Annotated in this window: 4 protein-coding genes; 2 read left to right on the top strand and 2 right to left on the bottom strand. The window is 70.2% G+C overall.

Translation table 11 applies throughout. The features are described 5' to 3' along the window. Positions 1-774 (bottom strand): hypothetical protein (locus ACFXJ8_RS43725; RefSeq protein WP_379651453.1); only part of this gene is annotated, 774 nt, incomplete at its 3' end. 105 nt (positions 775-879) lie between these two features. On the opposite strand from ACFXJ8_RS43725, the gene ACFXJ8_RS43720 reads away from it, so the two are divergent. After that, positions 880-2,118, top strand: coding sequence for a hypothetical protein (locus tag ACFXJ8_RS43720; RefSeq protein WP_379651452.1), 1,239 nt, complete (start codon positions 880-882; stop codon positions 2,116-2,118). A gap of 292 nt (positions 2,119-2,410) precedes the next feature. Here ACFXJ8_RS43720 and ACFXJ8_RS43715 read toward each other — a convergent pair whose 3' ends face one another. Continuing rightward, positions 2,411-3,337, bottom strand: coding sequence for an MBL fold metallo-hydrolase (locus ACFXJ8_RS43715; RefSeq protein ID WP_379651450.1), 927 nt, complete (start codon positions 3,335-3,337; stop codon positions 2,411-2,413). A gap of 135 nt (positions 3,338-3,472) precedes the next feature. On the opposite strand from ACFXJ8_RS43715, the gene ACFXJ8_RS43710 reads away from it, so the two are divergent. Further along, positions 3,473-3,910 (top strand): single-stranded DNA-binding protein, encoded by a 438-nt coding sequence (locus tag ACFXJ8_RS43710; protein ID WP_379651448.1) that lies wholly within the window; start codon positions 3,473-3,475, stop codon positions 3,908-3,910. Positions 3,911-4,071 lie beyond the last annotated feature (161 nt).

The following is a 4,071-nucleotide window of genomic DNA, read 5'->3' as shown; positions in this document are numbered from 1 at the left end:
CGGGATCGTGGCGATCGTCCCCAGGGTGACCGTCCGCAGCGTGACTTCCGCGACCGTGGTGACCGTCCGCAGGGCGGCTACCGCGACCGGGGCGACAGGCCTCAGGGTGGCGGCTTCCGGGATCGTGGTGACCGTCCCCAGGGTGACCGTCCGCAGCGTGACTTCCGCGACCGTGGTGACCGTCCTCAGGGTGGTGGATTCCGTGACCGTGGTGACCGTCCTCAGGGTGGCGGTTTCCGGGATCGTGGCGACCGTCCCCAGGGTGACCGTCCGCAGGGTGGCGGCTTCCGCGACCGCGGTGACAGGCCTCAGGGTGGCGGCTTCCGTGATCGCGGTGACAGGCCGCAGGGCGGGTTCCGCGATCGGGATGATCGTGGGCCGCGTCGTGACTTCGACCGGCGCGAGGACCGCGGTGGCTACCGTGACCGTGGCGACAGGCCTCAGGGTGGTGGTTTCCGCGATCGGGGCGACCGTCCCCAGGGTGGTGGATTCCGTGACCGCGGCGACCGTCCCCAGGGTGGTGGATTCCGTGACCGCGGCGACCGTCCGCAGGGCGGCTACAGCGACCGGGGCGACAGGCCGCAGGGTGGTGGCTTCCGGGATCATGGTAATCGGCCGCAGGGCGGCGGGTTCCGTGATCGGGATGAGCGTGGGTTCCGGGATCGTGGCGACCGTCCCCAGGGCGGCGGGTTCCGTGACCGTGGTGACCGTCCGCAGGGCGGTGGATTCCGCAGGCGTGAGGACCGGCCGTTCTCGCGCGACGATCACGGTCACGCCGACCGCTCCGGCGCGCCCGCCAGGGCCAGGTTCGGCAGGCAGGACCGCGACGAGGAGGCCCCCCGCCGTGAGCAGCTGCCCGACGTCCCGCCGGACATCACCATGGACGAGCTCGACAAGGACGTGCGGGACGAGCTGCGATCCCTTCCCCTCGACCTCGCGGAGCTGGTCGGCCGCCACCTGGTCGCCGCCGAGCGCGCGCTGGTCGAGGACGACCCCGACAGGGCGCACGAGCACACCAAGGTCGCCCGCAGGTTCGCCGCCCGCATCGGCGTCGTCCGCGAGGCCGCCGGCATCGTGGCCTACCGCGCGGGCAACTACTCGGAGGCGCTGTCCGACCTGCGTGCCGCGCGGCGGATGACCGGTTCCGACGCCTATCTGCCGATCATGGCCGACTGCGAGCGCGGGATGGGCCGTCCTGAGCGCGCCCTCGACCTGGTCCGTTCGCCCGAGGCCGAGCGGCTCGACAGGGCAGGACGCATCGAGCTGGCCATCGTCGAGTCCGGCGCCCGCCGCGACCTCGGCCAGAACGACGCGGCGGTCATCACGTTGCAGCGTCTGCCCGAGCTGCGCGACCCGAACCCGCATCCGTGGTCGGCCCGCCTGGCCTTCGCCTACGGCGACGCTCTGGCCGACGCCGGGCACCAGGAGGCGGCGACCGACTGGTTCGCGCGGGCGCTGGCCTTCGACGAGGACGGCGAGACGGACGCCGCCGAACGCTACGCAGAGCTCACCGGCGCGGTGATCGAGGACATCGAAGAGGACTACGAGGACCTCGACGAGTCCGCCGAGGGTGACGAGCGTGGCGACATCCTGGCCGTCGACGAGGAAATCGACGAGGTCCAGGGCGCTGACGAGGACGAGGACGAAGTCGTTGCCGAGGTCGTAGTCGCTCGCGGCGACGAGTTCGAGGATGAGGGTGACGACGAGTTCGAGGAGGGCGACGAGGAGATCGAGGAAGCTCGCGACGCGGAGCGCGCGGACGTTCTCGACGACGACGAGGACCTCGCCGACGAGGCCGCTGAGGCCGGCGAGCCGTCCTATGTCCTCGATGACGCCGACGGAGCACCCGAGGTCGCGCCCGCCGCGGTTCTCGACTCCGACGACGACCTGGACGCCGAAGCGGACCTCGACCCCGAGGACGATGCGGACTCCGGGGAGGACCCGGACGCCGACGAGGCTGTGAGTGACGCGCAGCCAGCCGACGGGGCCGATGACGTGGAAGAGAGCGTCGACGCCGAGCTCGCCGAGTCCGCCAAGCCTGGGATCGGCCCGGCGTTCATCGAGCCCGACTTCGGCGACATCCTCGACGGTCCGGAGGGTCCCGAGTCCAAGAAGTGACCTGCGGCTGTGCCGTACCGGATGAATGCTCTTCTGGTACGGCACGGCCACGGCGAGATCAGCGCGCGCGAACAGCCGTAACCCAGGTGATCGGTTGTGTGCGGTAGGGAGTGTGGTGAGACGCTCGGCTGGGGTTCCCAGCCGAGCGTTTTGCGTGGTCGTGTGTTGAGTTCGGCGGCGACGGCGCTCAGGTGCTCACGGGTACGTGACCGCGACGCCCGACACAGGGGGCCGGTGACGGGTGGGGCGTCGCGGTGCTTCGAGGGAGAGGCTCGGGGGCGGGCGGCACCGGCTAAGGGGAGACTTTGTTGAGCCAGTGGAGGATGCCCGCGACGTTGGTCGGGGCCCCGCTGAGCATCTCGAACTGCTCCGCCGTCGCGTCGTCCGACTTCAGCGCTGTGTATCGCTCGCGGGTACGGTCGCGGACCATGGCGACCGCGTGGTCGAGGTCCATGCCCTGCTCGTGGGCCTGCTTGGTGAGGTCGACCCAGATACGGAGCTCCTCGGCAGACCGTTCGAGCGTCTCCTGAACGGCGCCGACGGGGCCGTAGTGACTGAACAGCAGCCGCTGCGGGCCCAGGGCCTGGAACAGCGCGATCGAGTCGAGGGCGGTCTGGAGGTCGAAGTCCGGCGGCGGGGTGGCGGGGCGCAGGTCGCCGGTCTGCGGGAGGTAGACGCCGGCGGCGTCGCCGACGTAGAGGTCGCCGGTGCCGGAGTCGATCAGGCCGACGTGGTGTTTGGCGTGGCCGGGGGAGTAGTGGCTGGAGAGGGTACGCCCGTTGCCCAGGTCGATGGCGCCGGTGTCGCCGAGGGCGACGATGCGTTCGGCGTCCGTGGGGGACAATTCACCGAACAGGGTGTCGAGCTGGTCACCCCACACCATCCTGGCGCTCTTCATGAGTCTGGACGGATCGGCCAGATGTCGTGCGCCCTTCTCGTGCACGACGATCTCCGCCTGCGGGAAGTATCCGGCTATGTCGCCCACGCCGCCGGCATGGTCGAGGTGGATGTGAGTGACGACGACGGTGGCCAGGTCGTTCGGGCCGACGCCGAGCGACGCCAGTGCGTCGCGCACCACCGGGGCCGAGGTTGACGTGCCTGTTTCCACCAGGCATGGCCGATCGCCGAGGATGAGGTAGCCCGCCGTGATCCCGGCGTAACCCGCCATCCGCGTGTCGATCTCGTACACGTCGCCGCCGAGCGCGGTGATGTTGTCCACAGGCACACTCCCGAGCTGAACCGCTGTCCCCAGAACGGCATTCTGTCCGCCCTGGCCTTCCCCACATCGTAAAGAGTGGTCCTCCCAACAAGCGCACGCCCTGCGCGGCCGTGCCCGAGCGAGGAGAAGGATCACGTGGATCGCAACGAGGTGACGCTGGTGGGACGGCTGTCCGCCAAGCCGGAAGAGCGTCCTTTGCCGAGCGGCGACACCTTGAGCAAGTGGCGGATCATCGTCCGGCGCCGCCCTCGGGCGCGGCGGGGTGGCCTCGTCGACACCATCCAGTGCGTGACCTTCGATCCCGACGTGGCGAGCTTGGTGGCGGGCATGACGCCACGTGAGGTGATGGAGGTGCGGGGGGCGCTGCGCTGCCGGATCTACGGACCGCCGCTGGCCAAGAACTGGCGCTACGAGGTGGAGGTGCACTCGGTCGTCCTCGTGCCTGCGGAGGAGCCTGCGGATCCCGCCTCCCTTCCGGAGGAGTTGCGCGTGCCGGAGTCTCCTGAGGCGCTGGCGTCCGAGATTGCGAGCGCTCCGCCACGCTCGGTGGCCTACCTCGCCGCCACCGGGTGACCCGCTCGGGGCTTTCTCGCCGGTCGAGCGGGGAGCGAGCTGCCCAGATCGGCGCCGCCAGCCCGCGGCCGCGTCCAAGATCGTGGTGTATGAGAATTCGACCACTCTGCGATCTGTTTGCCAGTTAAGCGGCAATCGCATCAATTGTCACATTAGCACCG

The sequence above is a fragment of the Nonomuraea sp. NPDC059194 genome (genome assembly GCF_042754765.1).
Lineage (GTDB): Bacteria > Actinomycetota > Actinomycetes > Streptosporangiales > Streptosporangiaceae > Nonomuraea.
The sequence above is the reverse complement of the archived record's forward strand: the minus strand, read 5'-3'. Positions and strand labels throughout refer to the sequence as shown.